24 protein-coding genes and 1 tRNA gene are annotated in these 25,664 nt (G+C 64.0%); 8 read left to right on the top strand and 17 right to left on the bottom strand.

Features of this window, described 5'->3' with window-relative positions; all coding sequences use genetic code 11:
• The first annotated feature begins 256 nt into the window (after positions 1 to 256).
• From RXV95_RS07475 to RXV95_RS07465, 3 genes are read left to right on the top strand one after another with little or no spacing between them, the layout of a single operon-like run.
• Positions 257 to 1,024 (top strand): SDR family oxidoreductase, encoded by a 768-nt coding sequence (locus RXV95_RS07475; protein WP_338468378.1) that lies wholly within the window; start codon positions 257 to 259, stop codon positions 1,022 to 1,024.
• A gap of 46 nt (positions 1,025 to 1,070) precedes the next feature.
• The gene (locus RXV95_RS07470; RefSeq protein WP_338468377.1) at positions 1,071 to 1,964 is read left to right on the top strand and encodes an alpha/beta hydrolase; all 894 of its coding nucleotides are present in this window, start codon (positions 1,071 to 1,073) and stop codon (positions 1,962 to 1,964) included.
• A 4-nt stretch (positions 1,965 to 1,968) separates the two neighbouring features.
• The gene (locus tag RXV95_RS07465; protein ID WP_338468376.1) at positions 1,969 to 3,594 is read left to right on the top strand and encodes an NAD(P)/FAD-dependent oxidoreductase; all 1,626 of its coding nucleotides are present in this window, start codon (positions 1,969 to 1,971) and stop codon (positions 3,592 to 3,594) included.
• An 89-nt stretch (positions 3,595 to 3,683) separates the two neighbouring features.
• On the opposite strand, the gene RXV95_RS07460 is transcribed toward RXV95_RS07465, so the two are convergent.
• Both RXV95_RS07460 and RXV95_RS07455 read right to left on the bottom strand, forming a co-directional pair.
• Positions 3,684 to 3,760: transfer RNA gene (locus tag RXV95_RS07460), tRNA-Arg, on the bottom strand.
• 42 nt (positions 3,761 to 3,802) lie between these two features.
• Entirely contained in the window at positions 3,803 to 4,198 is a 396-nt protein-coding gene (locus RXV95_RS07455; RefSeq protein WP_338468375.1) for a (deoxy)nucleoside triphosphate pyrophosphohydrolase, read from the bottom strand.
• Between the two features lie 100 nt (positions 4,199 to 4,298).
• Here RXV95_RS07455 and RXV95_RS07450 point away from each other — a divergent pair, with 100 nt between their 5' ends.
• The gene (locus tag RXV95_RS07450; protein ID WP_338468526.1) at positions 4,299 to 4,481 is read left to right on the top strand and encodes a Flp family type IVb pilin; all 183 of its coding nucleotides are present in this window, start codon (positions 4,299 to 4,301) and stop codon (positions 4,479 to 4,481) included.
• A 111-nt stretch (positions 4,482 to 4,592) separates the two neighbouring features.
• Positions 4,593 to 4,775 carry a Flp family type IVb pilin gene (locus RXV95_RS07445; protein ID WP_338468374.1) on the top strand — a complete coding sequence of 61 codons (183 nt, stop codon included), beginning with the start codon at positions 4,593 to 4,595 and terminating at the stop codon, positions 4,773 to 4,775.
• Positions 4,776 to 4,910: 135 nt separating this feature from the next.
• On the opposite strand, the gene RXV95_RS07440 is transcribed toward RXV95_RS07445, so the two are convergent.
• From RXV95_RS07440 to RXV95_RS07430, 3 genes are read right to left on the bottom strand one after another with little or no spacing between them, the layout of a single operon-like run.
• On the bottom strand, positions 4,911 to 5,855 hold the full coding sequence (locus RXV95_RS07440; RefSeq protein WP_338468373.1) for an acetyl-CoA carboxylase carboxyltransferase subunit alpha: 945 nt from the start codon (positions 5,853 to 5,855) through the stop codon (positions 4,911 to 4,913).
• A gap of 31 nt (positions 5,856 to 5,886) precedes the next feature.
• A complete protein-coding gene (locus RXV95_RS07435) occupies positions 5,887 to 6,765 on the bottom strand; it encodes a tyrosine recombinase (RefSeq protein ID WP_338468372.1) in 879 nt (292 codons plus the stop codon).
• 3 nt (positions 6,766 to 6,768) lie between these two features.
• Positions 6,769 to 8,667 (bottom strand): hypothetical protein, encoded by a 1,899-nt coding sequence (locus RXV95_RS07430; RefSeq protein ID WP_338468371.1) that lies wholly within the window; start codon positions 8,665 to 8,667, stop codon positions 6,769 to 6,771.
• 236 nt (positions 8,668 to 8,903) lie between these two features.
• On the opposite strand from RXV95_RS07430, the gene RXV95_RS07425 reads away from it, so the two are divergent.
• The 3 genes from RXV95_RS07425 (at position 8,904) to RXV95_RS07415 (ending at position 12,061) form a co-directional block, all read left to right on the top strand.
• Positions 8,904 to 9,485 carry a shikimate kinase gene (locus RXV95_RS07425; protein ID WP_338468370.1) on the top strand — a complete coding sequence of 194 codons (582 nt, stop codon included), beginning with the start codon at positions 8,904 to 8,906 and terminating at the stop codon, positions 9,483 to 9,485.
• Positions 9,476 to 10,582 (top strand): 3-dehydroquinate synthase, encoded by a 1,107-nt coding sequence (gene aroB / locus RXV95_RS07420; protein WP_338468369.1) that lies wholly within the window; start codon positions 9,476 to 9,478, stop codon positions 10,580 to 10,582. Before RXV95_RS07425 ends, aroB begins: the two co-directional genes overlap by 10 nt.
• Positions 10,583 to 10,654: 72 nt before the next feature.
• A complete protein-coding gene (locus tag RXV95_RS07415; RefSeq protein WP_338468368.1) occupies positions 10,655 to 12,061 on the top strand; it encodes a peptide MFS transporter in 1,407 nt (468 codons plus the stop codon).
• A gap of 9 nt (positions 12,062 to 12,070) precedes the next feature.
• On the opposite strand, the gene RXV95_RS07410 is transcribed toward RXV95_RS07415, so the two are convergent.
• The 12 genes from RXV95_RS07410 to zwf all read right to left on the bottom strand — a co-directional run bounded on the left by RXV95_RS07410 (position 12,071) and on the right by zwf (position 25,531).
• Positions 12,071 to 12,529 (bottom strand): DUF488 domain-containing protein, encoded by a 459-nt coding sequence (locus tag RXV95_RS07410; protein ID WP_338468367.1) that lies wholly within the window; start codon positions 12,527 to 12,529, stop codon positions 12,071 to 12,073.
• Between the two features lie 13 nt (positions 12,530 to 12,542).
• Positions 12,543 to 12,914, bottom strand: coding sequence for a tRNA-binding protein (locus RXV95_RS07405; RefSeq protein ID WP_338468366.1), 372 nt, complete (start codon positions 12,912 to 12,914; stop codon positions 12,543 to 12,545).
• Complete coding sequence (locus RXV95_RS07400) at positions 12,914 to 14,938, bottom strand: acetyl/propionyl/methylcrotonyl-CoA carboxylase subunit alpha (protein WP_338468365.1); 2,025 nt, start codon at positions 14,936 to 14,938, stop codon at positions 12,914 to 12,916. Before RXV95_RS07400 ends, RXV95_RS07405 begins: the two co-directional genes overlap by 1 nt.
• A gap of 30 nt (positions 14,939 to 14,968) precedes the next feature.
• Positions 14,969 to 16,243, bottom strand: a complete 1,275-nt coding sequence (locus RXV95_RS07395) for an O-acetylhomoserine aminocarboxypropyltransferase (RefSeq protein ID WP_338468364.1) — start codon at positions 16,241 to 16,243, stop codon at positions 14,969 to 14,971.
• 18 nt (positions 16,244 to 16,261) lie between these two features.
• Positions 16,262 to 18,400 (bottom strand): methylmalonyl-CoA mutase, encoded by a 2,139-nt coding sequence (gene scpA / locus RXV95_RS07390; RefSeq protein ID WP_338468363.1) that lies wholly within the window; start codon positions 18,398 to 18,400, stop codon positions 16,262 to 16,264.
• A 2-nt stretch (positions 18,401 to 18,402) separates the two neighbouring features.
• Complete coding sequence (locus RXV95_RS07385; RefSeq protein ID WP_338468362.1) at positions 18,403 to 19,185, bottom strand: enoyl-CoA hydratase-related protein; 783 nt, start codon at positions 19,183 to 19,185, stop codon at positions 18,403 to 18,405.
• 22 nt (positions 19,186 to 19,207) lie between these two features.
• Positions 19,208 to 19,657, bottom strand: coding sequence for a methylmalonyl-CoA epimerase (mce, locus tag RXV95_RS07380; RefSeq protein WP_338468361.1), 450 nt, complete (start codon positions 19,655 to 19,657; stop codon positions 19,208 to 19,210).
• A 121-nt stretch (positions 19,658 to 19,778) separates the two neighbouring features.
• A complete protein-coding gene (locus RXV95_RS07375; RefSeq protein ID WP_338468360.1) occupies positions 19,779 to 20,561 on the bottom strand; it encodes an SDR family oxidoreductase in 783 nt (260 codons plus the stop codon).
• 65 nt (positions 20,562 to 20,626) lie between these two features.
• Positions 20,627 to 21,598 carry a glucokinase gene (locus RXV95_RS07370; RefSeq protein ID WP_338468359.1) on the bottom strand — a complete coding sequence of 324 codons (972 nt, stop codon included), beginning with the start codon at positions 21,596 to 21,598 and terminating at the stop codon, positions 20,627 to 20,629.
• Positions 21,599 to 21,613: 15 nt separating this feature from the next.
• Positions 21,614 to 23,449 (bottom strand): phosphogluconate dehydratase, encoded by a 1,836-nt coding sequence (gene edd / locus RXV95_RS07365; protein WP_338468358.1) that lies wholly within the window; start codon positions 23,447 to 23,449, stop codon positions 21,614 to 21,616.
• Positions 23,449 to 24,090: a 6-phosphogluconolactonase gene (locus RXV95_RS07360; protein WP_338468357.1), complete on the bottom strand. Its 642-nt coding sequence runs from the start codon at positions 24,088 to 24,090 to the stop codon at positions 23,449 to 23,451. Before RXV95_RS07360 ends, edd begins: the two co-directional genes overlap by 1 nt.
• Positions 24,083 to 25,531, bottom strand: a complete 1,449-nt coding sequence (gene zwf, locus RXV95_RS07355; RefSeq protein WP_338468356.1) for a glucose-6-phosphate dehydrogenase — start codon at positions 25,529 to 25,531, stop codon at positions 24,083 to 24,085. Before zwf ends, RXV95_RS07360 begins: the two co-directional genes overlap by 8 nt.
• Positions 25,532 to 25,664 lie beyond the last annotated feature (133 nt).

Here is a 25,664-nt window from a genome sequence, read left to right as displayed (position 1 = left end):
AAGGGTGCGATTTCCTTTCTGGCGGTCCGGTCTGGGGAGGAAGGTTCCGGACCACCGCCCTATAAGACCAAGGTGTGCGGACGTGCAACGCCGGACGCTACGGCTTCGCACGCGGATAGCTATTCACGCTACCGATAACGCGCGATCTGCCGCGATGTTTCCCACCGTGCAACAGGCTGGCACGCAGCATCTTCCCAAGGTCGCGCGTCTGACGCATCCTGCAGCCGACAATAACAAACGAGAGGATTGATCCGATATGGCAGCACTTGATCGCCCGTTCGACGGCAAGACCGCACTCATCACCGGCGCGGCGGGAATGATAGGCCGCGCAACGGCGCGAATTTTCGCGGAACGCGGCGCTACTCTCGTGCTGGTCGACCATCCCGATGCAGACTGGAGCGATACCCGCGCCGCCCTTCCCTCTGCCGAGGCCGCGACCTACCTTTCCGCCGACGTAACCAAGGACGCGGACGTCGCCGCCTATGTTGAAGCGGCAAAGGCCGTAACCGGCCGGATCGACGTGTTCTTCAACAACGCCGGGATCGAAGGGCCGCAGGCACCGATCGAAAGCTATCCCGCCGATGCGTTCCGCAAGGTCATGGACGTGAACGTGGTGGGCGTGTTCCTGGGTCTGCAAAACGTGATGCCGGTGATGGTTGCGCAAGGCGGCGGGGCGATCGTCAACACATCGTCCATCGCCGGCCTGATCGGGGCGCACTCGATGGCCGGCTATATCGCGTCGAAACACGCGGTGCTGGGGTTGACCCGCGTAGCGGCGCTGGAAGGCGCGCCCGCCGGGGTTCGGGTAAATTCGGTCCATCCCGGCTTCATCGACAGCCGGATGCTCAGCGATATAGCCACACGGCTGGGCGGGACGCAGGAAGCGCTGGCCGAAGCGGTCCCTGCCGGAAGGCTGGGCAGCCCCGAAGAAGTGGGCAAGGCGGTCGCCTTCCTCGCATCGGACGAGGCAAGCTACATGAACGGAAGCCAGGTGGTGGTCGACGGCGGGAAGATCGTCGGCTGAATTTATCGTCGGCTGGATTTACTGGCAAATGCAAAAGGAGAGGAACATGACGCGAGACGAGGAAATCGGCATTCTGGTTGCCCAGATGCGCGAAGGCGATCTGGACCTTGGCGCACCGCCTGCAGAGGCTCGGGCCGGATTCGATGCGCTGGTCGAAGCCATCCCGGTCGAAGACAGCTTCACTTTCAGCAAGGGCGATCTGGGCGGCATACCGGACCTGAAGGTCACGGGACCGGGAATGCGCGATTCGGGCGCCGTGCTCTATCTTCATGGCGGCGGCTATGTGGTCGGCAATGCGCACGGCTATCGCGGGCTCGCCGCGAGGCTGGGCCGCGCGGCGGGTGTGGTGGCACACGCGATCGATTACCGGCTGGCGCCGGAAAACCCGATGCCCGCCGCCGTCGACGATGCCGTTGCGGCCTACAAGGCGCTGGTGGCAAGCGGCGTCGATCCGTCGAAGATCGTGATTGCCGGGGATTCGGCGGGCGGCGGGCTGACACTTGCGACACTGGTCGCGTTGCGCGATGCCGGCGTTCCCCTTCCCGCAGCCGCTTTCCTGATTTCCCCCTGGGCAGACCTGGCAGGCGAAGGCGCCAGCATGAAAAGCAAGGCGGAAGAAGACCCGTCGCTGACCGAAACGGCCCTGCACACCTGCGCGGGCCACTATGCGGGCGCGGACACAAGGAACCCGGTCGCCTCGCCCATCCATGCGGACCTTTCCGGCCTTCCGCCGCTGCTGATCCAGGTCGGGTCTGCCGAGATTCTTTACGACGACGCGATCCGCGTCGCCCGGGCAGCTGGCGCCGCGGGTACGCGCGTCACGCTCGAGGTCTGGCCGAAGATGATCCACGTCTGGCACGTCTTCGCCTTCCTCCTTTCCGACGGACGCGATGCAATCGACGGCGCGGGCGCCTTCATGCGCAAGGCGATGGAAGGATGATGCCATGACGGACAAGGCGATCGGGCGCGACGTCATAATTGTCGGCGCGGGCTTCGCGGGCCTGTACATGCTTCACAAGCTGCGCCGGCAGGGTTTTGACGCGATGGTCATCGAAGCGGGTGACGGCATTGGCGGAACGTGGTTCTGGAACCGCTATCCCGGCGCGCGCTGCGACATTCCCAGCATGGAATACTGCTATTCCTTCGACCGTGAACTCCAGTCCGACTGGCGCTGGACGGAACGCTATGCCGCACAGCCGGAAATCCTGGCCTACATGGAACACGTTGCCGATCGCTTCGGCCTGCGCGACGGCATCAGGCTCTCCACGCGCGTAACCTCTGCGCGGTGGGACGAGGCAAGCGACACGTGGACTGTCACTACCGATAACGGCGAATCGCTCACCGCCCGGTGGGTGGTAATGGCGACGGGATGCCTGTCAAAGCCGCGCCTGCCCGACTGGCCGGGGATCGAGGGCTTCAGCGGGGAAATCCACCACACCGGCGACTGGCCGCAAGGCGGCGTGGATTTCACGGGCAAGCGCGTGGGCGTGGTCGGCACCGGCTCGTCCGGCATCCAGGTGATCTCCACCATCGCCGCCGAGGCGGATGAACTGGTGGTCTTCCAGCGAACGCCCAGCTTTTTCGTACCGGCAAACAACCGCCCGCTTGCCGATGCGGAGATCGCCGCGACCCAGGCCGGGTACGACGCGCTGCGAGACAAGGCGCGCGCATCGTTCCTCGGCTTCTTCGAGCTGCCGGAAGCCAATCCCGATTCGGCGCTCGACGCCAGCGAGGCCGAACGTGCCGCACAGTTCGAACGCTGCTGGAACGCCGGCACCACCGGCTTGCTACAGGCCTATGGCGACCTGCTGGCGAACGAGGAGGCGAACGACAAGGCCGCCGAATTCGCACGCGGCAAGATCGCAAGCATTGTCAGCGATCCGGAAAAAGCACGACTGCTTACGCCAACGGGCTATCCCATCGGGGCGCGGCGGCTCTGTTCCGAAATCGGTTATTTCGACACGATGAATCGCGGCAACGTGACACTGGTGGACGTGCGCGACGCGCCGATCGAACGGGTCGAGGGCAAGGCTGTTGTCCTTGCCGACGGGCGTCGCTTCGAACTCGACGTGCTGGTGCTCGCAACCGGATATGACGCGATGACCGGGGCGCTGACCGCAATCGACATAAGGGGAGAAGACGGCAGGTCGCTGAAGGAGGAATGGGCCGATGGTCCGCGCGCCTATCTGGGCCTGATGATGGCGGGCTTCCCCAACCTGTTCACGATCACCGGGCCGGGCAGTCCGTCGGTGCTCAGCAATGTGATCCTGTCCATAGAGCAGCACGTGGACTGGATCGGCGATTGCATCGAATCGCTGCGCGCGCACGGGCAGACGCGAATCGCCGCGACTCCCGAAGCCGAAGCGCATTGGGTGGACCATGTGGACGAAGTTGCCCACACTACGCTTTTCCCGAAGGCTGCGGGCACCTGGTATCACACCACCGCGCGCGACGGGCGGCGCGTGTTCATGCCCTATGTCGGCGGTGTTGGTCCCTATCGGGACTATTGCAGCGAAGTGGCCGCCGACGGCTATCGCGGGTTTGCGATCGGAGAGCCTGTGCCCGCTTAGGGTCAGTACGATACTGTGCGCGACAAAAGGCGCGACGCTCCGCCCGAACAAAAAAGGGCTCTCCGGAAGGAGAGCCCTTTTTTGGTGAATGGCGCGCCCGGAACGATTCGAACGTCCGACCCTCAGATTCGTAGTCTGATGCTCTATCCAGCTGAGCTACGGGCGCGTTGGAGGTGCGCACATAGGGGCCAGATTCGCGCTTGGCAAGTCACATCAGCAAAGGAATTGCATTCCGAGCCAATTCGATGTCGAGCGGCGGCATATCGAGCGCGCCCAGCCCGGCGGGCGCGTGCCATGCCACGGCTTCGGCATCCAGCGCGGTGGGCACGCCCTCCCAACGGCGGCACGAATAGAGCATCAGCGCCAGTTCGCGCCCGTCTTCGCGCAGGCGGGTGGAAAAGGTCAGCGCGGCAAGGTCGGCAGGCTCGATCGCGATGCCCAGTTCTTCCGCAAGCTCCCGCACCAGGGCGCCGGGCAGCGTTTCGCCCGGTTCAACCTTGCCGCCCGGAAACTCCCAAAGACCGCCATGTTCCGAAGAGCGTTTGCGCCGCTGCACCAGCACACGTCCTTTCGGATCTATCAATGCGGCAGCAACCACCAGCATCGGTGTCGGATTTATTTGCAATTACGCGGCTCCCCTCAACCTTTTCTTAGGGACGAGTGTGCATACGCTGAACCTGCCGCAATGGAGAAGGTTGGTGAAAATGGGAATCATCAAGGCAATCCTGCAAGACGATTCGGGGGCCACGGCTATCGAATATGCCCTGCTGGTCGCTCTGATTTCACTGACGATGGTGTTCGGGTTGAACTCCTTCGGGAACTCTCTGTTCAACATGTACACCTACATCGACAATTCCACCACGACGGCAATCGCCAACGCAAAATAGTTGGGGCTTTTACGGGTTATTAAACTCTCCCCTTCTAATAGTTGGCGTATCCGCTGAAAGATTTGTTCGATCCGCGGGTAGGGACTTGAAGACGCTTACAGGAGACCGACCATGAAGTTTTTCCGTGACCTGCTTAAGGACAATGAAGGCGCCACCGCGATCGAATACGGCCTGATCGCCGCCCTGATCGCCGTTGCCGCGACCGTCGCGATGGGTTCGCTCGGCAACTCGGTGAAGAACACCTTCCAGACCGTTTCGGGCAAGATGGACAACGCGAACAACGGCACGCTCTAATAGCGCAAGCCTTGTTTGACGGGGGCCGGGAAGCGCAACGCTTCCCGGCCCCTTTCATTTTGGCGTCCGCCTGCTTCCGATCCCCCGCGCGAATGCGTGCCCGTGCGTCGGGCAAACTTACACTGAGCCCCCCTATCAGGCGCCGATCTTGAGGAACCGCTTGGCCCGCAGGTCTCGCAATTCGTCGGGCCTCTTGCCCGCCAGCGAATCTATCTCTTCACCGATTGCCTTGCCCAGCGATTGGGCCATTGCCGCCGGATCGCGATGCGCGCCGCCGACGGGTTCCGGAACGATGCGGTCAATCACGCCCAGGCCCAGCAGATCCTGCGCCGTCACCTTCATCGCTTCGGCCGCTTCGGGCGCCTTTTCCGACGTGCGCCACAGGATGGATGCACAGCCTTCGGGCGAGATCACCGAATAGACCGCGTGTTCCAGCATCAGCACGCGCTCGGCGCTGGCCAGCGCAACCGCGCCACCCGAACCGCCTTCGCCCACGATGGTCGCCACCATCGGCACGCCGAGTGAAAGACACGCTTCGGTAGAGCGGGCAATCGCCTCCGCCTGGCCGCGCTCCTCTGCCTCGACACCCGGAAACGCGCCGGAAGTGTCGACCAGCGTTACAACCGGCAGGCCGAACCGGCTGGCCAGTTCCATCAGGCGCACCGCCTTGCGATAGCCTTCGGGCTTGCCCATGCCGAAATTGTGCCTGAGGCGCGTTTGCGTGTCGTGGCCCTTCTCATGCCCGATCAGCATGATCCGGCGATCGCCCAGCTTCGCGAATCCGCCGATTATCGCCAGGTCTTCCCCGAACAGGCGGTCTCCACCCAGCGGCATGAAATCGGTGAAGATGCGTTCCACGTAATCGCAGAAGTGCGGACGCGACGGATGGCGCGCCACTTGCGTCTTCTGCCAAGGCGTCAGCGCGCCATAGGTGCTCTTCAGCAAGGCGGCGGATTTCGCTTCGAGCCGCTTGATCTCGCTGGCGATATCGACCTCTCCGCCTTGCGCGGTTTCGCGCAGTTCGGAGATGCGTGCTTCAAGAGCGGCCACCGGCTTTTCGAATTCGAGATAGGAAATCATGCAATCGCGCTAAGCAGTGCGGGCCGTCCGGTCAATTGTTTGCGAGCGGATGGCGCCGGTTGACGAGCGCGACAAGGCGCGCTGCATCGACGTGGGTGTATATCTGCGTGGTCGCGATATCGGCATGGCCCAGCAGCGTCTGGAGCACGCGCAGGTCCGCCCCGCCCTCAAGCAGATGCGTGGCGAAGGCGTGCCGCAAAACGTGCGGGCTCACTTTCGCGGGGTCCAGCCCGGCGCGGCCCGCAAGTCCTCGCAAAATCTGGAAAAGCCGCACGCGGCCCAAGTGCTTGTCGCGCGACGGGAACAGGAACCGCCCTCCGTGCGGCCGCACCCTGAGCCACGCGGAAAGCGCCGCGCGGGCGCGCTGGCTGACCGGCACCATGCGCTGCTGCCCGCCTTTGCCCGTAATTGTCAGGAATGGCGCATCGCGCGGCACGGCGTTCAAGGGAAGCGAAACCAGCTCGGTTGCGCGCAGGCCGGAACCGTATAACAGTTCCAGCAGCGCAAGCATGCGCACCGCTTCGGGCCGCCCCTCCCCCGCCTCTTCCTCCGCCACCACGAAAAGGCGGCCGACCTCTTCGTGATCCAGCACGCGGGGCAACGGACGGCGGGCCTTGGGTTTTGGGAGAGCCGGCGACGGATCGTCATCGCGCCATCCTTCATCGACAAGGAAGCCGAAGAACTGGCGCAGCGCCGACGATTTGCGGGCCAGGCTGGAAGGCGCGAGATCACGCCATTCGTGCGCCAGGCGAACCATGTCCTCGCGCGTCGCCGCGGCGATGTTGCCGGTGACCGCGTCCGACGCTTCCAGGTCGCGGCGATAGGCAGCGATCGTGTTCGCGGCCGCACCGCGTTCCGCCGCCAGCATGGCCAGGAACGCGTCGATCGCGTCGCGTCCGCGCCCGCTCATGGTTCAGGTCCGCGCGATCGCCTCTGCAGCGATCATCCGCGCTTCGCCATCCAGGCCGACACGGTGCAGCGCGGAAACGATGTGGTAGAGATAGACCGGCGTCATCTTGTCCCACCCGCTGCCCTGCATCCCGAAAGCCGCAAGCAGGGTCACGAGCGTCTGGTTGCCCGATGCCGCCGCCGAATCGATCGCCCTCGTCCAGCGCGTCGCACGGTTCATGTTGACCTCAAGCCGCTTGGCGAACGCGTCCGCCGTGCCGCCATCGACGCGTTGCAGCCCCATCAGACCCGCAAGCAGCAGCTTCGACCGGAAGCGGCCCGACGACGAATCGTCGTCATGGAACGCGTCGAGCCCGTTCGAGCCGACTGGCTGACGCAAGTCCGGCGATGCGAGCGTAAGCATCGCCCAGCCATCGCTGCCCCGCGAAACAAAGGGCGCCCAGCGCGCGGCGTTCCGGTCAAGCCCGGCCGTCAGCATCGACCCGATCAGGCCCCCGGCCTCGCCCGCCAGCGCATCGTCGGGCTTCATGCGCGCGGCGGCATATGCGGTGAGCACACGGCGCGAATAGGCCTCTACCGAATCGCCGCCACGGCCCCAGATCGCGCGGATCGCCGCCATCCTCTTGTTCTCGTCGGGCGCGACATAGGCGGTGTGCAATTGTTCGGCGAGCTTTTCGGGATCGCTGTCGTTCTGCCCGGTTGCATAGATCTGCGAATAAAGATCGACCATCGCCGATGCGGAAAGAATGCCCCGGCCCGCCGCGTGATCGGCAAAACCGGCGCGCGCATCGAGCGGCAGGACGGGCGAAAGCGAGGCATACAAACGATAGGTCGGCGGCGCCTTGTCCATCAGGTCTGCCGGCGGTTCCACGCCCGTTGCGACGGCATATCCGAAGCGCCAGGGCGTGAGGCTGTCCACATCATCCCATTCGATCGTCACCGCGCGACGCGCCTTGGCAGCCGCGCCGGCGAATTTCTGCGCCAGGAGGATGTCGATCTTGTCGCTCTTGCCCGCGCGCATCGCCTTGTCGAGGCGACTCATCGCCGGAGGACCGTCGCCGGTGAATGCCGAACATACATCGCGCGAAAGATCCCATTGCCAGCCGGGCCTGTCACGCGCGGTCAGCGCCGTGATCGGGCACAGGCCAACGGGATCGGCGGTGGCTAGGAAGCTGGACATCGCGGCGTCTTCCAGCGCCGGGGTATAAGACCCGGAATCGACCTGCTCGACCATCAGGCGTGCCGCGTCCGCCTCTCCAAGCCGCAACAAAAGCTGGGCGCGTTCCGCTGCCCAGTCCGCTCCGTTCATTCCAACCGGCGTGGCAAGCCGGCTGACGAGTGCGCGGCGCAGCAGGATTTCGCCCCAGCGCGAAACCAGCGGGCCCTTGGTCCGCTCAAGCAGGGTCTTCACCCACGCGCCGTTCAGGTAATAGGTCGAAAGCGCCGGAAATCCGCCGTCCGACTGCGCCATCGGCCCGATCACCGCCAGGCTGCGCTGCTGCCTGGGAGGAATATCGTATTTCGGCTGCGTGCTCTCGACGAGCTTCTCAAGCAGGTCGGGATCGATGGTGTCCAGCAGCTTGTCGTCTTCGACCCCGTCCGCCACGGCGCCAGCCTGCGCGCCGGGCACCGGCTGCACGACAGGCACCGCCGTGGTCGCACCTGCCGCGGGCGCGGTGCCCGCGGCTGCCGGGCGCGATGCGCTTGCGGAAGGCGTGGGCGCGGGCGCGGCCGATGGACGGGGCGTGGGCTTGGGCGCCGGTTCAACCGGCTTGTCGAAGCCCGGCGGAAGAAGAGATTGCGGCCCGTTCTGCGCCAGCACGGCGCCCGAAACTCCTGCCAGCATCGCAGCGCCCGCAAGCAACGCCCAGCGGCGCCCTGCGAAAAGGCGGCGCGCACTCACGCCGCGTTGTCCCGAAGGTGAACCGGAAGCTCAATATCCCGCACGGGCCTGGGCCCTCCTTCGATCCATGCCAATACCAGAACGATTGCGACACCCAGGACGGCGACCGCCAAAATCCATTTCATTCGACTCACGCAAACCTGTCTGCTTGCCGGTGCGCCGCACACCACCGGTCGGACAACCGGATTCCGGCAACGCTTGCGCTCGGCCCTAGCGCAACTATAGCCGGCGCCGCAATGGACCACGAAACGCACCTTCCCAACCCGCACGACGTAGCGCGCATAGCGCACGGCATATCGCGGCCTGTCGTGCTTGTGGGCATGATGGGCGTTGGCAAGTCCACGGTAGGGCGCAAGCTGGCCGGACTGCTGCACATCCCATTCGTCGATGCCGACGACGAGATCGAACAGGCTGCCCAGCTTTCGATCCCCGAAATCTTCTCTCAATATGGCGAGGCCTATTTCCGCGACGGCGAGCGCCGCGTGATCGCGCGGCTTCTCGGCGAAAACGGCGAGAACGGGCGCAAGGTGATCGCAACCGGCGGCGGGGCGTTCTGCGATCCGGAAACGCGCAAGCTTATCCTCGATGAAGCGATCACCGTCTGGCTCGACAGCGATATAGACACGCTGGTGGAAAGGACGGCGCGCAAAGGCAACCGTCCATTGCTGAAATCGGGCGACCCGCGCGAGATTCTCACCCGGTTGCGGGAAGAACGGATGCCGGCCTATTCCCAGGCACCGGTCCACGTAACCAGCGGCAACGTGCCGCACAGCCAGACGGCACTCAAGATACTGAAAGCCATAGACGAATGCCTGTAATTCCGGTCGAAATCGCCGGCGCGCCCTATGACGTGCGGATAGAACCCGGCCTGCTGCACCGGGCTGGTGCGCAATGTCGCCCGTTCCTGCAAAAGCCCGCCGCGCTGATCGTAACGGACGGACGCGTTGCCGATTGCTGGCGCGAAAAGGTGGAAGCCTCGTTTGCCGCCGAAGGGATCGAAACGCGCTGGCACGTCCTGCCGCCGGGTGAATCGAGCAAGAGCTGGGGCGAACTGGAAAAGCTGGTCGACTGGCTTCTGGCGCAGGAAGTGGAACGCAAGGACGCGATAATCGCGCTAGGCGGCGGTGTGATAGGCGACCTTACAGGCTTTGCCGCGTCGATCGTGAAACGCGGATGCCGTTTCATCCAGATTCCGACCACCCTGCTTGCGCAAGTCGATTCCAGCGTCGGCGGCAAGACCGCGATCAACACGGCGGCGGGCAAGAACCTTGTCGGCGCATTCCACCAGCCAAGCCTGGTGCTGATCGATCCGGAGGGACTGGACACCCTGCCCCCGCGCGAACTTCGCGCCGGATACGCGGAAGTCATCAAGTATGGCCTGATCGACGATCCCGCCTTCTTCGAATGGTGCGAGGCGAATGGCGGCAAGGTGCTGCGCAACGACCCCGCCGCCTGCGAATACGCAATCGCGACCAGCGTTGCGGCCAAGGCGCGGATCGTTGCCGAAGACGAAAAGGAAACCACCGGCCGGCGCGCGCTGCTCAACCTCGGGCACACATTCGGGCACGCGCTGGAGGCCGAAACGGGCTTTTCGGACCGGCTGATCCACGGCGAAGGCGTGGCGTTGGGGATGGTTCTGGCGGCGCGCTATTCCGTTCATCGCGGCCTGATGAACGGACAGGACGCGGAACGCATCGCAGCGCACGTCGCGGCAAGCGGACTACCCGCCTCGCTTCGCGCGCTGGACCTACAATGCGACGGCGCCAGGCTGGTCGACCACATGCTGCATGACAAGAAGATGGACGCCGGCACTCTGCCGTTCCTGCTGATGCGCGGAATCGGGCAGACCTTCGTCGCGCGCGACGTGAATCTGGATGATGTGAGCACCTTTCTTGACGAACAGTTGAAAGGCTGAATTTCCAATTCGGTTGCAGTTCGGGCTGAAGGCGCTAGTCGGTTACAAACGCAACCGGACCAGAGGATCTGAATGACCACGGCAGAAGCAACCCCCGAAGTCACCGTAGAGGCTGTCGAGCGCGCGGCATCGGATCATGCCTTCTTCGGCCATCCCAAGGGGCTGGGCTTTCTCTCGTTCGTAGAAGCTTGCGAACGGTTTTCGTACTACTCGATGCAGACGCTGCTCGTGCTGTACATGACCAAGTACCTGCTGCTGCCCGAGCACATGAACGGCGTGCTGGGGCTGAACTGGCTGCGCGGGTTCTATGGGCTGGACGGGCAGCCGCTCGCTTCCAAGATCTTCGGTGCCTATACCTCGCTGGTTTACGTAACGCCGATCCTTGGCGGGATCATTGCGGATCGCTGGCTGGGCCGGCGGGCGGCGCTGGTGGCCGGCGGTGTTATCATGTCGCTGGGCCATTTCCTGATGGCTATTGAAGGCGCATTCCTGTTCGCGCTGATCACGCTGGTGGTCGGCGTGGGGCTGTTCAAGGGCAACATCGCCAGCCAGGTGGGCGAGCTTTACAGCGAGGAGGACGACCGGCGTGGCATGGCGTTCCAGATCTTCTACATCTTCATCAACGCTTCGGTGATTATCGCCCCGCTGATTTCCGGCACGCTGGGGCAAGACGTTGGCTGGCACTATGGCTTCGGCACCGCAGGTATCGTGATGGTCGCGGGGTTGCTGCTCTATCTGAAGGCGGGGCCGTGGCTGCCTGCGGACAACCGGCCAGACCGTTCGGGCAAGACCGAGCGCCCCAGGATGAAGGCGGAGGACTGGCCGCGCCTGATCGCGCTGCTGGCGCTTGTTCCCGTGCTGGCCGTTACGCTGCTTACCAATCAGGAAATCTTCAACGCCTACCTCGTCTGGGCGGACCAGAAGTTCACGCTCACGCTGTTTGGCTTTCACTTCCTGTCAAGCTGGATGATTACCATCGACGCCGCCTGTTCGTTCACGATGCTGGTTGCAGTGGCGGCGTTCTGGTCGTTCTATCGCAAGCGCACCGGAACAGAGCCGGACGAACTGACCAAGATGATTATCGGCACGGTCTTCGTGATCGGCGGCGGGCTGTGCCTTTATATCGGTGCTGTGACAGCCGGAAACGGGAAAGTCGGCATGTTCTGGCCGCTGATGTTCCACCTGATCAACTCGATCGGCTTCGGCACGATGATGCCCGTCAGCCTCGCCCTTTTCTCGAAACTGGCGCCCAAGGCGATCAACGCGACCGTCATCGGTATCTATTACTTCGCCTTTGTCGGTGCCAACTACGTCGTCGGCATCGTGGGCGGCTGGTATTCTACCATGCCCACGCCGCAGTTCTGGCTGGTCCACGTGGCAAGTGCCACGGTGGGGCTGATCGCCTTTATACTGTTCAAGCTGTTCCTCGGCCGCATGATCGCGCACGAAGCGCCCGAACGCGCCGACGCGTTAAGCTGACGACGGGACCTAGACAGGATCGAGCGGAACAAGGTCCACTTGCGCGAAATCGGGCAGCATCGCCTTGCGCAGCAGCGTGCGATGGCAACAGGCCGCGTCACGCTCCACGCAGATCATCGCCACGCGCTTTTCCGCCGCCAGATCGGCCAGCATCGCGCCCGCCGCGATCGCCTCGGGCAGCTCAAGCTGGCCGGCATAGATGCGTTCAAGCGCGGCATGATCCCCGGCACGCGCGGCCGCGCGCCCGTCCGCCGGAGTGCCGAGCGGCTTGAAATGCCGATATTCGATCCCCGCGTCCCGCGCGGCGGCGGCAAGCGCGGTCTTGGAAAAGCCCGGCCTGCGCGAAAGCGGCAGCGCGCGCACATCCGCCAGCACTTCAACCCTGGCCGCGACCAGTGCACCGATCACCTGGGGCAGGCTGGAATGCTCATACCCGATGCTCCAGATCGTGTGCACAGGATTGGTCACGGCGTGTGCCCCATCAAAACAGGCGCGAACCGTTGGGCACGGGCCGGTCGGGCTGGAACAGCACCACCCGGCCCTCCTCGTCCGCGAAGCCCAGCGTCAGCACTTCGGACAGCGCCTTGCCGATCTGGCGCGGCGGGAAGTTGACCACGGCCGCCACCTGCCGCCCGACCAGCGTTTCGGGCGAATAGAGCGCGGCGATCTGGGCGCAGCTTTTCTTCACGCCCACGCCGGGACCAAGATCGATCCGCAACTTCAGGCTCGGCTTGCGCGCCTCGGGGTAAGGTTCGGCCTCGACAATCGTGCCAACGCGAATGTCGGCCTTCAGGAAGTCGTCGAAACCGATCGTATCGGCCGGCGCGGCGGAGGGGTCGTGATCTAGGTGCATTACTCCATTTCAAGGATCACGGCGTCGACCGCAAGGCTTTCGCCCGCCTGCGCGTTGACCTTGGCGACGACGGCGCTCTTTTCGGCGCGCAGGATGTTTTCCATCTTCATCGCCTCGACCACCGCCAGCGGCTGGCCGGCCTCTACCTTGTCGCCTTCCTTGACGTGAAGCGTGACGAGCAGGCCCGGCATCGGGCAGATCAGGAACTTGGAAAGATCGGGCGGGATCTTTTCGATCATGTGCTTCGAAAGCTCCGCAACGCGCGCGGCGAGCACCGTCACGTCATGGATCGCGCCGCGTGTCGTCAGGCGGAAGCCGGTGCGGGTGGTTGCCACCTTCACCGTCAACGGTTCGCCATCGACCTCGGCAAACACCATGCGATCGCCCGGCGTGTATTCCATCGCCAGATCGATCACCTCCCCGTCGACGGCGATGCCCTCGTCCTCGTCGAGCGAGACCGCCAGCACCGTGTCGCCAACCTTCACCGACCAGTCGGACGGCGCTTCCAGCGTTTCGCCAAGCTGGCCGTCCACGCGCCGCGCGCGATCCGCCCGCGCGGTGGCGATGAAGCCCCCGATGGCGGCCAACTGGCGCGCCAGTTCTGGCGACGCGGGCGCGCCGTGGAACCCTTCGGGATATTCTTCCGCGATAAAGCCCGTGGTCAGATCGCCCGAGCGAAAGCGCGGATGCTGCATGATCGCGTTCACGAAATCGATATTGTGGCCCAGCCCCTCGATCTCGAACGCATCGAGCGCGGCGATCTGCTTGTCCGCCGCCTCGTCGCGCGTCTTGCCCCAGGTGATGAGCTTGGCGATCATCGGATCGTAGAACATGGAAACTTCGCCGCCTTCATAGACGCCATCGTCCACGCGCACGCCGTCCACACCGCGGCGGCCGTTTTCCGCACCGTCGTCGGTCCAGCCTTCCACCGGCGGATTGTAGCGCACAAGGCGGCCCGTGGAGGGCAGGAAGCCGCGATAGGGGTCTTCGGCATAGACGCGGTTTTCGATCGCCCAGCCGTCGATGCCGATATCCTTCTGCGTGAACGGCAGCTTTTCACCCGCCGCCACGCGGATCATCTGTTCCACCAGGTCGATCCCGGTGATCGCTTCGGTCACCGGATGCTCGACCTGAAGGCGCGTGTTCATCTCGAGGAAATAGAACGATTTTCCGGTCTTGTCCTTGCCCGAGACGATCAGTTCCACCGTGCCCGCGGAATAGTATCCCACGGCCTTTGACAGCGCGACGCACTGTTCGCCCATTGCCTTGCGCATTTCCGGCGTGACGAAGGGCGACGGCGCTTCTTCCACCACCTTCTGGTGGCGGCGCTGGATCGAGCATTCGCGTTCGTTCAGGTAAACGATGTTGCCGTGCTGGTCGCCCAGGATCTGGATTTCGATGTGGCGCGGGTCTTCGATGAACTTTTCGATGAACACGCGGTCATCGCCAAAGCTGTTCAGCCCTTCGCGCTTCACGCTTTCAAAGCCTTCGCGCACGTCCTTTTCGCTGAAGGCAAGGCGCATGCCCTTGCCGCCGCCACCCGCGCTGGCCTTCATCATCACCGGATAGCCGATGTCGTTCGAGATACGCACCGCGTGCTCGGTATCGTCGATTTCGCCCACATAGCCGGGCACGACGTTGACGCCCGCTTCCCTCGCCAGCTTCTTCGATTCGATCTTGTCGCCCATGGCCGCAATCGCGTTTTCCGGCGGGCCGATGAAGGCGATGTTTTCCTTGGCGAGAGCTTCGGCAAAGCTGGTCCGCTCGGACAGGAAGCCATAGCCCGGATGCACCGCCTCGGCCCCGGTCTGCTTGCAGGCTTCGATAATCTTGTCCGCGATCAGGTAAGACTGCGCGGCGGGCGGCGGGCCGATGTGAACAGCTTCGTCGGCCATGCGCACAAACGGCGCCCGCGCATCGGCATCGGAATAGACCGCAACCGTCCTGATGCCCATGCGGCGCGCGGTCTTGATCACGCGGCAAGCGATTTCGCCGCGGTTGGCGATAAGGATTTTCTTGAACATCAATGACCTTTCGTCAAACCAGGTCCAAAGTCATATCTGATCCAGCGCCTGCGCCAGATCGGCGATGATATCGTCGATATTTTCGATGCCTACCGAAACGCGCACCACGTCCGGCCCGGCGCCGGCCTCTATCTGGGCGGCCGCTTCAAGCTGGCGGTGCGTGGTCGATGCCGGGTGGATAATCAGGCTGCGCGTATCGCCCAGGTTGGCAAGATGGCTGAACAGTTCAACGGCGGTCACCAGCTTCACGCCCGCTTCGTATCCGCCTTTCAGCCCGAAGGTGAAAACAGAGCCGCCCTTTCCGCCCAGGTATTTCTGCGCCAGCGCGTGATAGGGGCTGGATGGCAGGCCGGCATAGGAAACCCATTCCACCTTGGGATGCTTTTCCAGCCACTGCGCGAGCGCCAGGCCGTTCGCGCAATGCCGTTCGATCCGCAGCGCCAGCGTTTCCATGCCCGTCAGCGCAAGAAACGCGTTCATCGGCGCCAGTTGCGGCCCAAGATCGCGCATACCCAGCGCACGGCAGGCAAGGATGAACGCCACTTCGCCGAACGCTTCGGTGAACACCTTGCCGTGATAGCTGGCATTCGGCTGGCTGAGATAGGGATAGTTGCCCGATTTCGCCCAGTCGAACCTGCCCGAATCGACGATCACCCCGGCAAGCGAATTACCGTGCCCGTTCAGGAACTTGGTTGCCGAATGGACAACGATATCGGCCCCGTGTTCGATCGGGCGGCACAGGATAGGCGTTGCCATCGTGTTATCCACGATCAGCGGCACGCCGGCCTTGTGCGCCACATCGGCGATGGCGGCGATATCCTGCACCACACCGCCCGGATTGGCGAGGCTTTCGATAAAGACGGCGCGGGTCTTGTCGGTAATCGCCGCTGCAATATTCGCAGGATCGTCCGCATCGACGAACGTGGTGTGCCAGTCCATCTTGCGGAACGATTGGCCCAACTGGTTCAGCGAGCCGCCATAGAGCTTGTTCGCCGCAACGATTTCGCAGCCCGGCTCCATGATGGTGTGGAAGGCAAGGAACTGCGCGGAATGGCCCGACGCCGTGGCAAGCGCCGCCGCGCCGCCTTCCATCGCCGCCACCTTGGCTTCCAGCACCCCGTTGGTGGGGTTCATCAGCCGGGTGTAGATATTGCCCACCGCATCGAGATTGAACAGGTCCGCCGCATGGTCCGGGCTGTCGAAGACATAGCTGGTGGTCTGATAGATCGGCGTGACACGCGCATTGGTCGCCGGATCGGGCGCGGTGCCCGCGTGGACTGCCATCGTTTCAAGTTTCTGCGCCATTTCCGGCTCTCTCCTGCGTTATCCGGCGGCTTCCAGTTCATCCCCGACCGGGGGCATGTTATGGCCCAGCAGTCGGAGCATGTCGGCCGCGCATTCGACGACGTTCGATCCCGGGCCGTAGATGCCCTGGACCCCGGCGTCACGCAGGAAATCATAGTCTTGCGGAGGGATCACGCCACCCGCAACAACCTTTATATCGGGCCTACCTGCATCCTTCAGGCGGCGCACCAGTTCGGGGATCAGCGTCTTGTGCCCGGCGGCAAGGCTTGATGCGCCCACCGCGTCGACATCCTTTTCCAACGCCAACGCGGTGGTTTCTTCCGGCGTCTGGAACAGCGGGCCGCTAGTGACATCGAAGCCCATGTCGCTGAACGCGCTGGCGATCACGTTGGCGCCGCGATCATGCCCGTCCTGCCCCATCTTGGCGACCAGCACGCGCGGCGCGCGGCCCAGACGGCGGGTTACGGCCTCCACGCCTTCGATCACCTGCCGGTAACGGCTGTCATCCTTGTAGGCCGGACCGTAAACGCCCTTCACCGGGGTCGGCATCGTGTCGTAACGGCCGAAGGCGGCTTCCATCGCGTCCGAAATCTCGCCCAGCGTCGCGCGGTGGCGCGCCGCCTCCACCGCGAGTTCAAGCAGGTTGCCCTTGCCCTTCGCGCCCTCGGTCAACGCGGCGAGCGCGGCCTTGCACTTCGCTTCGTCGCGGTTTTCGCGCGTGCGTTTGATCCGCGCGACCTGCGCTTCGCGAACCTTGTGATTATCGATGTCGAGCGTTTCGATCGGCTCTTCATCGGTGAGCCGGTACTTGTTGACGCCGACGATCACGTCCTCGCCCTTGTCGACGCGCGCTTGCTTGGCCGCCGCCGCCTGCTCGATCTGCGCCTTGGGCTGGCCGCTGGCGACATATGCCGTCATCCCGCCCGCCGCATCGACGTCTTCGATCAGCGCCCAGGCACCATCGACCAGTTCCTGCGTCAGCGCCTCTATGTAGTATGAGCCGCCCAGCGGATCGACGACTTTGGTGATGCCGCTTTCCTCGGCCAGCACGATCTGCGTGTTGCGGGCGATGCGCGCGGAAAAGTCCGTCGGCAACGCAATCGCTTCGTCCAGCGCGTTGGTGTGGAGCGACTGGGTTCCGCCCAGCGTCGCGGCCATCGCTTCAATCGTGGTGCGGATCACGTTGTTGTAGGGGTCTTGCTCTTGCAGGCTGACGCCGCTGGTCTGGCAGTGGGTGCGCAGCATCTTGCTGCGTTCGCTTTTCGCGCCCAGCCCGTCCATCACGCGCCACCACAGCGTGCGCGCGGCGCGCAGCTTGGCGATCTCCATGAAGAAGTTCATGCCAATGCCGAAGAAGAACGAGAGGCGTCCGGCAAATGCGTCGATATCCAGCCCGGCGTCCATCGCGCGCTGGGTATATGCCTTGCCATCCGCAATGGTAAAGGCCAGTTCCTGCACCGCGGTCGCCCCGGCTTCGTGCATATGATAGCCGGAAATCGAAATAGAGTTGAATTTCGGCATGTTGGCCGACGTATAGGCAATGATATCCGAAACGATCCGCATCGAGGGTTCGGGCGGATAGATATAGGTGTTGCGGACCATGAACTCCTTGAGGATGTCGTTCTGGATGGTTCCGTCGAGCTGCTCGGTCGGAACGCCCTGTTCCTGACCCGCGACGATGAAGAAGGCGAGGATTGGGATGACCGCGCCGTTCATGGTCATCGACACGCTCATCTTGTCGAGCGGGATGCCGTCGAACAGGATCTTCATGTCCTCGACGCTGTCGATAGCAACACCGGCCTTGCCAACGTCGCCCACAACGCGCGGATGGTCGCTGTCATACCCGCGGTGTGTGGCAAGGTCGAAGGCGACCGACAGGCCCTTCTGTCCCGCCGCCAGGTTGCGGCGATAGAAGGCGTTCGATTCCTCTGCGGTGGAAAAGCCCGCGTACTGTCGGATCGTCCACGGGCGGCCCGCATACATGCTGGCGCGCACGCCGCGCGTGAACGGCGCGAAGCCCGGCAGGCCGGGATCGGCGGTCACGTCGCTCTCGGTATAAAGCGGCTTGATCGCAAAGCCTTCGGGCGTATTCCAGGTAAGGTCCCTGCCCTTGACTTCCTTGTCAGCCGCAGCCTGCCAGTCTTCGATTTTTGCCATGATTACCTGCCCTTGAATTCCGGCTTGCGCTTTTCGAGAAACGCCTTGCCGCCTTCGGCCGCGTCCGCGCTGCCGCCCGCAATGCGCTGCCCTTCCGCTTCGGCCTGGAGCGTATCGGCATAGCCGTGCTCAAGGCTGTAGAGGATGTTCTTGCGCATCGTCGCGTAAGAAACAGTCGGTCCACCCGCAAGCCGCGCGGCCAGCGAATCCACCTCGTTATCCAGTTCCTCGTCATCGACGCACTTGTAGATCAGGCCCCAGTCTTCCGCCTGTTCGCCATAGATCTTTTCGCCCAGCATCATCATCCGCGTGGCGCGCGCCTTGCCGATCAGGCGCGGCAGTATCCACGTGGCGCCGCCATCGGGCACCAGTCCGATGTTGACGAATGCCTGCAGGAAGTAACCGCTTTTGGCCGCAACGACGAAATCCGCCACCAGCGCGATGGAGCAGCCCACGCCCGCCGCGGCGCCCCTGACTTCACTGATGACCGGCATATCGAGCCGCGCCAGCTTCATGATCATGGGATTGTATTTCTCGGTCAGCGCGATGTAGCTGCCCTGCCCGCCGGTCACCGGGCGATCGCCCCGCGCCTGAAGGTCTGCGCCCGAACAGAACGCACGGCCCGCACCCTTCAGCACCAGTACCCGCGCATCGCCAAGCTGGTCGAGCGCGGCGGAAATATCGTCGGCCATGCCCAGCGAGCAGGCGTTGAGCCGGTCAGGCCGGTTGAGCGTCAGCGTGGCGACCTGGTTGGCAACTTCCAGCGTGATCGTTTCGTAGGTCATTCAGCCATCCTTTCCTGCCCGGTCAGTTCGACCAGTGTGTATTTTCTTTTGGTGTTTCCATGATTTCGGTGAGTATCCCGCCCATGTCCCTGGGGTGGACGAAAAAAATGGGCGTGCCGTGCGCGCCGATGCGCGGTTCACCAAGCACACGCTTGCCCTGGCTTTCGAACCAGGCCTTCGCCTCGTGGATATCGGGCACTTCATAGCACATGTGATGCTGCCCCCCTTGCGGGTTCTTTTCGAGGAACCCCTTGATCGAGGTATTGCCCGGCAGCGGTTCGATCAGTTCGATCTGGGTGCCGTTCATGCCCGAATCGGTGGGTGTATCGACGAAGCAGACCTTCACCCCCTGCGAGGGAAGATCGAAGGGATCGTGGATCTTGGTGGCACCCATCACGTCGCGGTAAAACGCCACGGAATCCGCGATGGAGGGCGTCGCAACGCCAATGTGGTTCAGCCGTCCGAGTTTCATCGCAGGTCCCCTTGCGGATGCGGTCTTCAGGTGCGCGAGAAACGAATTTCATCGCGCGATTAAATTTCCGCTATGCGCTGGCGGCGCGCTTGGCAAGCCGCAGCGTCAGAGATCACCGCGATCAGAACACGGTGTATCCGCCGTCAATCACGAAGGTATCGCCCGTGTGAAAGCGTGAAGCGTCGGACGCGAGATAGACCGCAATCCCGCCGAAATCCTCCGGCTCTCCCCAACGACGGACGGGCACGCGGCCGATCGCCTTTTCATTGAATTTGTCCCACGCCTGCAGCGGCGCGGTCATTTCGGATCGGGTCCAGCCGGGCAGGATCGCATTGGCGCGGATATCGTGCTTGCCGTATTCGACCGCTATGCCCTTCACCATCGGGATCAGCGCGCCCTTGCTGGCGCCATAGGCTTCGTTCGCGGGCGCGCCATGGATCACGGAGGTTGACGAAATCGCGACCAGCGAGCCGCCCCTGTCGCCCGCCTCGGCCCGCGCGACCATGTGCTTTGCCGCTTCGCGAAGCGTCCAGAAGGCGCCGTCGAGGTTTAGCGCCATGACGTGGTGCCAGCTTTCCGTCGTCATCTCGTGAAACGAAGGCGAGCGTGCGCCGCGGCCCGAATTGGCGGCGACGAAATCCAGCCGTCCCATCGCCTCTGCCGCCGATCCCATTGCATCGACCACCGCGCTTTCGTCCGCCACGTCGACAATAGCCGATTCGACACGCCCGCCGTGCGAACGAAGCTGCTTTTCCGCCGCTTTCGTCTTTTCCCGATTGGTGCCCCAGATCATCACGTCGGCACCCGCAGCAGCAAGCGCTTCGGCCATGCCCAACCCGATCCCACCATTGCCGCCGGTAACCAGCGCGACTTTTCCGCCAAGATCGAAAGGTTGGTACGTCATATGCAGTCTCTCCCGTTTATCGGGCGATAGACTAACGCAATTGTGCGGTTTTTCCAGCCCGCTTGTCAGGAACCTGTGTGCGCCTGGGCATAGGCGGCGGCGGCGCCGAACAGGCCAGGCTGGGGATGGGTGATGAGTTTCACCGGCATGGCAGCCATCATCCCTTCGAACCGGCCCTTGGCCACGAAGCGATCCGAAAAGCCCGATGCGACCAGCGTATCCTTGATGCGCAGCCCCAGCCCCCCGGCCATGACAACCGCCTTCGCGCCCTGCGCCAGCGCGATATCGCCCGCGACCGAACCGAGCGAAAGGCAGAACCGGTCCACAGCCGCGGCCGCCAGCGGGTCATCACCCGACGTGCCAAGTTGCCACAACTCCTTGTCGTCGCGCGATTCAACCGGCACGTGCTGGAGCGCGGCGAGCGTTTCATAGATATCGACAAGGCCCGGCCCCGCCACAACACGCTCCACCGACACGCGGCGCAGCCGCTTGCGCAACCGGGCCAGGATCGCATCCTCGATCCCGTCGTGCGGGGCATAGTCTATATGCCCGCCTTCGGTCGGCTGGACGCGATAATCGTGTTTGCCGCGCCACAGGTGCGCAACGCCCAGCCCGGTGCCCGGCCCCACCACGCTGATCGTGCCTTCCGCCGGCAAATCGGTATCGGGACCGGCAAGGTGGATGAAGTATTCCGGCCCGGCGTGCGCAACCGCGTGCGCCACCGCTTCGAAATCGTTCACGATCACGTGCGTTTCGGCGCCCAGTTTTTCATGCACCAGTGCCGGACGGATGATCCACGGATTGTTGGTGAACTTGATTATCTCTCCGCCCACCGGCCCGGCGACGGCCATCGCAAGGCCCGTTGGCATCGGCCCTTCCAGCCGCCGCCCGAATTCCTGCCAGGCAAGCTGGAAACTTCCGTATTCCGACGTTTTCAGCGTAACCGGATCATCCAGCGAGGTCACTTTGCCGCCGGAAACCTCGGCAAGCGCGAAGCGGGCATGGGTGCCGCCGATATCGACCGTGACGATCTTCATCGCGCCTACTTGCCCTCAGAGCCCGGCGGCCGCAAGGATCGCGGAACCGCCGCGTTCCGCCGGATCGGCGTGATGGCGCATCAAGGCGAAAAGCTCGCGCCCCGTTCCCATTGCCTCGGGCGGCGCGGGGCAGGCCTCACGCGCATTCCATTCGGCCTGATCGACCAGCGCGCAAAGCTCTCCGCGCTCCGCACAAACGCGCACGACATCGCCATCGCGCAACTTCGCCAGCGGTCCGCCCAGCTTGGCTTCGGGAGAAACGTGGATCGCCGCGGGCACCTTGCCGGACGCGCCGGACATGCGGCCATCGGTAACAAGCGCGACCTTGAAGCCGCGATCCTGCAAAACGCCCAGCCCCGGCGTCAGCTTGTGCAATTCGGGCATCCCGTTCGCCGCCGGTCCCTGAAAGCGCACGACAACGATCACGTCGCGTTCCAGTTCACCCGCCTTGAACGCGGCAAGTGCCTCGTTCTGGTCAGCAAAGACGCGGCAAGGCGCTTCGATGGTCCAGCGTTCCTTCGCGACCGCGCTGACCTTTATGCAGGCGCGGCCCAGCGCGATTCCCTGCTCACCGCCGCCCAGCAGGCGCAGTCCGCCTTCGGCCTGGAACGGCGCGGAGGCGGGGCGCAGCAGGCGATCGTCCGCGCTTTGCGCCGGCGCGGGTCGCCAGGCGAGCGCATCGCCATCGAGCACCGGCTGCTTCGCCCCGTCCAGCAACGACGTGCCATAAACGGTGCGGATATCGCCATGCGCCAGCCCGGCTTCGACCAGTTCGCGGATCACGAACGGCATCCCGCCCGCTTCCGCAAAGGCGTTCACATCCCCCGCGCCGTTGGGATAGACGCTGGCGATCAGCGGAACCGCGCGAGACAGTTCGTCCATGTCATCCCAGTCGATCTGAATGCCTGCGGCGCGCGCGATGGCGGGCAAGTGGATGAAATGGTTGGTCGAACCGCCGGTGGCCAGCAGGCCCGCGATCGCGTTCACGATAGCCTTTTCATCGACGCAGTGGCCCAGCGGGCGGTAATCGTCGCCCTCCCACCCGATCTGCGTGGCGCGGTGGACGGCGGCGCGCGTCAGTTCCTGGCGCAGCTTGGCATGGGGATGGACGAAGCTGGAGCCAGGCATGTGCAGGCCCATCATCTCCATCATCATCTGGTTGGAATTGGCCGTGCCATAGAACGTGCAGGTGCCCGCGTCGTGATAGCTTTCGCTTTCCGCCTCAAGCAGTTCGTCACGTCCCACCTTGCCCTCTGCATAGAGCTGGCGGACTTCCACCTTGCGCTTGTTCGGCAGGCCGGACGGCATCGGCCCCGCGGGCACCAGGATCATCGGCAGGTGGCCGAAACGCAGGCCGCCGATCAGCAGGCCGGGCACGATCTTGTCGCAGATGCCCAGCAGCAGCGCCGCTTCGAACATCCCGTGGCTGAGCGCGACAGAGGCCGACAGCGCGATTGTGTCGCGGCTGAACAGCGAAAGCTCCATCGAATCCTGGCCTTGCGTAACCCCGTCGCACATCGCGGGGACGCCGCCCGCGACTTGCGCGGTCGCACCCACCTCTCGCGCCCAGACCTTTATCTGTTCAGGATAGCGGCCATAGGGCTGATGCGCGGAAAGCATGTCATTATAAGCCGTGACGATGCCGATGTTCATCGCGCCGCCCTTGCGCAGGGCCAGCTTGTCCGGCCCGCTTGCGGCAAAGCCGTGCGCCAGGTTGCCGCAGGACAGTTTCGGCCGGTTGACGCCGGCATCGCGCGCATCGTCGATCAGCGAGAGATAGGCGGCGCGGCTGTCCTTCGACTTCGCGACGATGCGAGCTGTAACGCGGGCGACGACGGGGTGGAGAGACATCACTTGCTCCAGTAGATGGTGACAGGCGCGCCGCAGCCGTGCAGCACGTCGCTGACCGGATAAGACGCGTCGTTGCCGTTCTGCGCCTTTTCGATCACGCGGCGCTTTTCGTCGCCGGTTATCACGATGATCACTTCTTTCGCGGCGCACAGCGCCCTGCGGTTCAGCGTCAGGCGCGCGAACGGCGCTTCAGGCGGAAGCGGGATCGGCGTGGTGGAAATCACGGTGCGGCCGGGGCGGATTTCGGCAACCATGTGCGGGAACAGCGATGCGATGTGCCCATCCGCGCCCATGCCCAGCCAGACGAGATCGAAGGGGTCGACACGCCGCCCTTCCTCCAGCCGCTCTATCGTCGCGCCGCTCGATCCCAGCGCGGCGGACAGCTTGCGAAAGTTGCTCGCCTCGTGATCGTCGGGCACCTGGCGGTCGTCGGTCAACGTCAGCGTGACGCCCGACCAGTCCAGCTTGCGGTGGGCAAGCAGGTCGAAAATGCGGATCGGGGTAGAACCGCCGGGCACGGCAATGCGCTTCCTGCCCGGCTTCGACACTTCCGCGGCGATACGTTCGGCCACCGCTTCGGCGTCGCCGGGTTCCGCCCAGACGATGCGGGGAACAGGCTTGAACTCCCGTTCCTCAGTCATTCCAGCTTCTCCCGTCGCGGGCGACAAGGGCGATCCCGGCATTCGGCCCCCAGCTTCCGGCCGGGTACGATTTCACTTCCACGTCGTCGTCACGCCAGGTCTTGCGGATGGCATCGACCCAGCGCCACTGCGCCTCCACCTCGTCGCGGCGCACGAACAGCGTCTGTTCGCCTTCGATCAGGTCAAGCAGAAGGCGTTCATAGGCAATGCGGCGGCGCGCCTTGGCAAAGGCCTGGGTCAGCGACAGGTCCAGCGGAACCTCGCGCAGAAGGATGCCTTCGCGGTCGAGGCTCGGCTCCTTGGCCATGACCTGAAGCCGCACGTATTCTTCGGGCTGCAACCGGATCACCAGACGGTTGGCGCGCAGCTTGCCCTGCCGCTGGGCAAAGATGTTGTGCGGCACTTCCTTGAACTGGACCACGATCTCGCTGCGGCGTTCGGCCATGCGCTTGCCGGTGCGCAGGTAGAACGGCACGCCCTGCCAGCGCCAGTTGTCGACATGGGCCTTCAGCGCAACGAACGTCTCCGTCTCGGACGGGGCGCCAAGATCCTCGACATACCCCTTCACCGCCGTGCCGCCGACCGCGCCCTTGGCATATTGCCCGCGCACCATCTCGTCCGCGCCAACCGGGCGCAGCGCACGCAGGACTTTCACCTTTTCGTCGCGGATCGATGTCGCGTCGTAATCGGCCGGCGGTTCCATCGCGGTCAGGGCGACAAGCTGGAGCATGTGGTTCTGCACCATGTCGCGCAACGCGCCGGTATCGTCGTAAAATCCCTTGCGGCCCTCAAGCCCCACGGTCTCGCTGATGGTGATCTGCACATGGTCGATGCCGTGCGCGTTCCACAGCGGCTCGAACATCATGTTGGCGAAGCGCAGGACCATCAGGTTCTGCACGGTTTCCTTGCCCAGATAGTGATCGATCCGGAAGATGCGGTCTTCGGAAAAGGCCGATCCCACGGCGTCGTTGATCACGCGGCTGGATTCCAGATCCTCGCCCAGCGGCTTTTCCAGCCCGATCCGCACGCCCGGATGGGCAAGGCCGGATTGCGAAAGCCCCTTGATCGTGGGTTCGAACAGGAAAGGCGCGGTCGACAGGAAGATCGACAGGCCGCCAGAGGTATCGCCCACCTTCTTCGCGAGGTCGTCAAAACCCTCGATCGTCGATGCGTCCAGCGCCTGGTAGGACAGGCGCTTCAGGAACGTGCCAAGCTTCGCATCGTCCTTGCGGTCCGCGGGAAGGAATTCGTCGAGCGCGGCTTTCGCCATCTCGCGAAATTCCTCGTCGCTGTGTTCGGACCGGGCCGTGCCGACGATGCGCAGGCCGGGACGGATCAGCTCGTCCTCGTGCAGCGCATAGAGCGAGGGGAGCAACATGCGCCGCGCAAGGTCGCCAGTGGCGCCGAACAGCAGCAGGGCGGAGGAACTTCCGTCGTTCATAACCAGCGCTTCTCCCTTGGTGGAGCGGCGATCCGTACTGCGCGTGCCTGCTCGCTCGGATCGCCGGATAGCCGCTTGGGGCCGGGCTTGCACGTCGCATAAGTATGCGAAGAACCGCGCCCTCTTCCAAGGG

The organism is Novosphingobium sp. ZN18A2 (genome assembly GCF_036784765.1).
Taxonomy (GTDB): Bacteria; Pseudomonadota; Alphaproteobacteria; order Sphingomonadales; family Sphingomonadaceae; genus Novosphingobium.
The sequence above is the reverse complement of the archived record's forward strand: the minus strand, read 5'-3'. Positions and strand labels throughout refer to the sequence as shown.

Excerpts from the sequence above, each read along its gene's own strand:
- RXV95_RS07475 (WP_338468378.1), top strand. The coding sequence starts at position 257 with ATGGCAGCACTTGATCGCCCGTTCGACGGCAAGACCGCACTCATCACC.
- RXV95_RS07470 (WP_338468377.1), top strand. The coding sequence starts at position 1,071 with ATGACGCGAGACGAGGAAATCGGCATTCTGGTTGCCCAGATGCGCGAA.
- RXV95_RS07465 (WP_338468376.1), top strand. The coding sequence starts at position 1,969 with ATGACGGACAAGGCGATCGGGCGCGACGTCATAATTGTCGGCGCGGGC.
- RXV95_RS07455 (WP_338468375.1), bottom strand. The coding sequence starts at position 4,198 with ATGCTGGTGGTTGCTGCCGCATTGATAGATCCGAAAGGACGTGTGCTG.
- RXV95_RS07450 (WP_338468526.1), top strand. The coding sequence starts at position 4,299 with ATGGGAATCATCAAGGCAATCCTGCAAGACGATTCGGGGGCCACGGCT.
- RXV95_RS07445 (WP_338468374.1), top strand. The coding sequence starts at position 4,593 with ATGAAGTTTTTCCGTGACCTGCTTAAGGACAATGAAGGCGCCACCGCG.
- RXV95_RS07440 (WP_338468373.1), bottom strand. The coding sequence starts at position 5,855 with ATGATTTCCTATCTCGAATTCGAAAAGCCGGTGGCCGCTCTTGAAGCA.
- RXV95_RS07435 (WP_338468372.1), bottom strand. The coding sequence starts at position 6,765 with ATGAGCGGGCGCGGACGCGACGCGATCGACGCGTTCCTGGCCATGCTG.
- RXV95_RS07425 (WP_338468370.1), top strand. The coding sequence starts at position 8,904 with ATGGACCACGAAACGCACCTTCCCAACCCGCACGACGTAGCGCGCATA.
- aroB (WP_338468369.1), top strand. The coding sequence starts at position 9,476 with ATGCCTGTAATTCCGGTCGAAATCGCCGGCGCGCCCTATGACGTGCGG.
- RXV95_RS07415 (WP_338468368.1), top strand. The coding sequence starts at position 10,655 with ATGACCACGGCAGAAGCAACCCCCGAAGTCACCGTAGAGGCTGTCGAG.
- RXV95_RS07405 (WP_338468366.1), bottom strand. The coding sequence starts at position 12,914 with ATGCACCTAGATCACGACCCCTCCGCCGCGCCGGCCGATACGATCGGT.
- RXV95_RS07400 (WP_338468365.1), bottom strand. The coding sequence starts at position 14,938 with ATGTTCAAGAAAATCCTTATCGCCAACCGCGGCGAAATCGCTTGCCGC.
- RXV95_RS07395 (WP_338468364.1), bottom strand. The coding sequence starts at position 16,243 with ATGGCGCAGAAACTTGAAACGATGGCAGTCCACGCGGGCACCGCGCCC.
- scpA (WP_338468363.1), bottom strand. The coding sequence starts at position 18,400 with ATGGCAAAAATCGAAGACTGGCAGGCTGCGGCTGACAAGGAAGTCAAG.
- RXV95_RS07385 (WP_338468362.1), bottom strand. The coding sequence starts at position 19,185 with ATGACCTACGAAACGATCACGCTGGAAGTTGCCAACCAGGTCGCCACG.
- mce (WP_338468361.1), bottom strand. The coding sequence starts at position 19,657 with ATGAAACTCGGACGGCTGAACCACATTGGCGTTGCGACGCCCTCCATC.
- RXV95_RS07375 (WP_338468360.1), bottom strand. The coding sequence starts at position 20,561 with ATGACGTACCAACCTTTCGATCTTGGCGGAAAAGTCGCGCTGGTTACC.
- RXV95_RS07370 (WP_338468359.1), bottom strand. The coding sequence starts at position 21,598 with ATGAAGATCGTCACGGTCGATATCGGCGGCACCCATGCCCGCTTCGCG.
- edd (WP_338468358.1), bottom strand. The coding sequence starts at position 23,449 with ATGTCTCTCCACCCCGTCGTCGCCCGCGTTACAGCTCGCATCGTCGCG.
- RXV95_RS07360 (WP_338468357.1), bottom strand. The coding sequence starts at position 24,090 with ATGACTGAGGAACGGGAGTTCAAGCCTGTTCCCCGCATCGTCTGGGCG.
- zwf (WP_338468356.1), bottom strand. The coding sequence starts at position 25,531 with ATGAACGACGGAAGTTCCTCCGCCCTGCTGCTGTTCGGCGCCACTGGC.